This is a genomic window from Accumulibacter sp. (assembly GCF_032229525.1).
Lineage (GTDB): Bacteria > Pseudomonadota > Gammaproteobacteria > Burkholderiales > Rhodocyclaceae > Accumulibacter.
On record NZ_JAVTWB010000231.1, the window covers coordinates 1 to 3721 of the forward strand.

A 3721-nucleotide genomic window follows, 5' to 3' on the forward strand; every position below is an offset into this window, starting at 1 on the left:
CGATGCTGCGCCGGGCGATCAGCAATCTGCTGTCCAACGCTGTCCGTCACACGCCCGCCGGTGGACGCATCACGGTGGCGATCAACGAGGGTGGCGATCGCGGCCCTGCGCTGACCAGACTGTCGGTGGGAAACACCGGCGCGACGATTCCGGCCGATCATCTGGCGCGCCTGTTCGACCGCTTCTATCGTGCCGATTCGTCCCGACAGCACCTTGGCGATGGCGCAGGACTTGGACTGGCGATCACCCGCTCGATTGTGCGCGCGCATGGCGGCGATGTTTCCGTCCGCTCGGAACGGGGAGTGACCCACTTTGAGCTGCAGCTGCCATGCGCGGCTTCTCGCGCCGATCGTACACTTGACCCAGCCTAGTGCAGGAAGCATGCTGACGGCGCGGCCGAGAGCTCAGCCCTGGTGCTGGCAGAGGCACTGCAAGTGGCAGTTTCCGCAATCGATTCCGACGGGAGAACGAAATGCCAAAAGTACCAAAAGTACCAAAAGTACCAAAAGCACCAAAAGCACCAAAAGCACCTAAAGCGGCTAGCGCGGCAACGGCGGCAGGCGAAGCGCCGATCCTGCGCTACTGCGCGCAGCCGATGCAGCATCCGCGGCAGTTCGATCCAGCAGTCGACGCGCTGCGATCGCGTGCCATTCTTGCCGGGGGCAAGAAATGGGTCAATGGAACGCAACTGACTTTCTGCTGCTACAAGACCGGCGATGCCGTTCCTGGTTCATGGCTGGGCAAGGCGGCAGATATCGAAGAAGTGCGCCAGGCGTTTCAGGCCTGGTTCAAGCTCGGCATCGGCATCAGCTTCAAGGAGCTTGCCGCTCCGGCGGACGCGACGATCCGTATCGGCTTCGACCCGGCCGGCGGTTCGTGGTCTTACGTCGGGCGCGACAATCTGAATATCCGTGATCCGCTGCAACGGACGATGAACTTCGGCTGGGCGCTCAACACGCCGTACGGACGCGATACCGCGATGCACGAAATCGGCCACGCGCTGGGCCTCGAGCACGAGCACCAGAATCCCTTCGCCGGAATTTCCTGGGATGCCGATGCCGTGCGCCGGTATTTCCAGGGGCCACCCAATAACTGGGACGAGCGGACCATCGACTGGAACATCCTGCGCAAGATCAGTCCTGCGGAAGTCAAGGGAACGAGCTGGGATCCCGATTCGGTGATGGAGTATGCCTTCGGCGCTGGTCTGATTAGCGAGCCCGCTGCCTACCGCAAGGGCCTGCAACCGAAGGGCGGGCTTTCGGCAGCCGACAAGGCATGGATCGCCGAGTCCTACCCCGGCGTCGGCCCGAAGAAGGAGATCCCGGTGCTGGAAGTGGGGCTGTCGCAGAAGCTGGCGATCAAGGCCGGCGAGACGCGGGTTTTCGATTTCACGCCGACGCGGACGCGCACCTACAGCATTGCCACCTTCGGTAGCGCGGATACGCTGATGGTGCTCTTTGAAGTGCGTTCCTCCGGCAATCTGGAGATCGGCGGTGACGATGACAGTGGCACCGACAGAAACGCGAAAATCGACATGCGCTTGATCAGCGGCCGCCGTTATCAGGTCGGTATCCGCCTGTACTACGCGCAAATGGCGGGTGAAACTTCGGTGATGGTGTGGTGAGAGATGCCTGCCGGTTGGCAGTGCCAGAAACTTTCCGCGGGCGGCGTCCCCCGACCACAGCGATGGGTAACTCGCGGCTGGCTCGGCGATGACGGCTGCCGGCGAGCGGCTGCTGTTGGGCGAGGTGCCGGCGTTGATGGTGCGTCCAGCCGACGGCGCCACCCCACTGCCAACGGTGATTTGGTTTCACGGGCTCGGTGCAGACAAGGCGCTGCACCTGCCCGAATTGCAGCGCTTTGCCGATGCGGGTCTGCTGGCCGTCGGTGTCGATGCGGTGGGCCATGGTGAGCGGCGGCTGCCGGACTTCGAGCAGCGCTTCTCCCGGTCGCCAGGCGAAAGCAGCGACCTGTTCAACTCGCTGGTGGCACAAACGGTCGCCGAGTTGCCCGGCCTGATCGACGCGCTGGTCGCACGTGGGCTGAGCGACGGTGAGCGAATTGCCGTCGCCGGGGTGTCGATGGGTGGCTGTATCGTCTATGGCGCGATCAGCGTCGATCGTCGGGTTCGCGCCGCTGTCGCAGTGCTCGGCTCCCCCGCCTGGTTGCAGCTATCCGAGGCCAATTTCCCGGGCGCTCGCTTCTTCCCGACGGCCCTGCTATCGATTACTGCCGAGCAGGACAGCGTCGTTCCGCCGGCGGCGGCGCGGGCCTTGCACGACAAGCTCGCGCCTTACTACCGCCAGGAACCGGACCGTCTCGGCTACCGTGTGATTGCCGGTGAATCGCATTTCATGCAGGCAGCTGAGTGGGACAGCGCCATCGGCCAGGCGGGCGTCTGGCTCGGCCGCTTTGTATCCTGATCCCGGCTTTCTTCAACCCGGGTTTTCCTGCCACCTGTGCCGTAACTCGCCACCATCGGTCAATCACGGTCATGGTGGTGGCAAGGGCGGCGAGCGGGAGCTTAACGAATTGGGAGAAGAGTAATGGAAACACGCAAGGTAGCGATCGCCTGCCAGGGCGGTGGCATTCACGGGGCGTTCACCTGTGGCGTCCTTGACGCGATACTGCAAGTCAAAGAAGACGAGGAAGCGGGCAGGTCAGCGCCGGGCGCGAGGCGCCGCTTCGAGATCGCCGGTCTGAGCGGCACTTCTGCGGGGGCTCTCAACGCCTTCATGGTGTGGTACGGCATGATGAGCAAGGATGGCCGTCCCGGCAGCTTCGCCGAGGCGCGCCAGGCGGTGAACCATCTCTGGGACACCTTCCAGGTGCAGAAGCGTGGTGAGCAGGGCATGAATTGGCTGGCGCAGTACCTCTACCAGCTGGCCGAACTGGGTGTGGTCATCAAACAACCGAATCCGGGCGACTTCAACGATTGGATGGCGTCGGGCCTCAAGCAGTGGTCGAATCTCGAACGGCTGCTTGCACCGACCATGGATGCGGGTGAGGTCCGGCCCGAGTTCTACGATTTCATGAGCCTGCTCAGGTCCTGTGCGCCAGCTTTTCCAGGCTTGCAGGGGGAGGGGCTCGACGAGATCGCCAGGAACAAGCTCCGGCCGCGCCTGTTGCTCGGTGCGGTCGAGGTCCTGAGCGGTAGCTTCGACGCCTTCGACTCCTGGTGCGACCCCGCTGCCGAGCCGCAGGACAGGCGTTGTATCAGCTACGAGGCGGTTGCCGCGTCCGGCACATTACCGGACTTGCGGCGAGCACAGCGCATCCCGGATCTGAAGAACAGCCAGGGCCAGGAGGCGCTGTTCTGGGACGGGCTGTTCTCGCAGAACCCGCCGGTCCGCGAATTCGCGAGCCGGACCGACAGCGATGACATCCCCGACGAGATCTGGGTAATCCGGATAAATCCGGAGAAGCGTCAGGATGAGCCGACGACGCTGGGCATGATCGAGGATCGGCGCAACGAGTTGGCCGGCAATCTTTCCTTGTACCAGGAGTTACGTTCGATCGAGATGGTCAACAAATGGATCGACCGCTGCGCCAGGATTGCCGATGACCAAGTGGAGGATCCTCCGGTCAAGCGGCTGCTGACGCAGTTCCATGCCTACAAGCCGATCAGTATTTACCTGATCACCATGCACCAGGACAAAGCCGAACTCGGCGTTGCCTCGAAGTTCGACCGCAGTCCGGAGTTTGTCAGTGCGATGCGGCA

At 63.2% G+C, this 3721-nt stretch carries 4 protein-coding genes; all 4 read left to right on the forward strand.

Annotated elements, in window-relative coordinates; translation table 11 throughout:
- On the forward strand, window positions 1-371 hold a 371-nt coding region (locus RUW20_RS18335), incomplete at its 5' end, for an ATP-binding protein (protein ID WP_313953663.1).
- Between the two features lie 101 nt (window positions 372-472).
- Complete coding sequence (locus RUW20_RS18340) at window positions 473-1624, forward strand: M12 family metallopeptidase (RefSeq protein ID WP_313953664.1); 1152 nt, start codon at window positions 473-475, stop codon at window positions 1622-1624.
- Window positions 1625-1712: 88 nt separating this feature from the next.
- The gene (locus RUW20_RS18345; RefSeq protein ID WP_313953665.1) at window positions 1713-2423 is read left to right on the forward strand and encodes an alpha/beta fold hydrolase; all 711 of its coding nucleotides are present in this window, start codon (window positions 1713-1715) and stop codon (window positions 2421-2423) included.
- Window positions 2424-2546: 123 nt separating this feature from the next.
- The coding region (locus RUW20_RS18350) for a patatin-like phospholipase family protein (protein WP_313953666.1) at window positions 2547-3721 on the forward strand (1175 nt) is incomplete at its 3' end.

Coding starts and splice junctions, on each gene's coding strand:
- RUW20_RS18340 (WP_313953664.1), top strand. CDS start 473: ATGCCAAAAGTACCAAAAGTACCAAAAGTACCAAAAGCACCAAAAGCA.
- RUW20_RS18345 (WP_313953665.1), top strand. CDS start 1,713: ATGACGGCTGCCGGCGAGCGGCTGCTGTTGGGCGAGGTGCCGGCGTTG.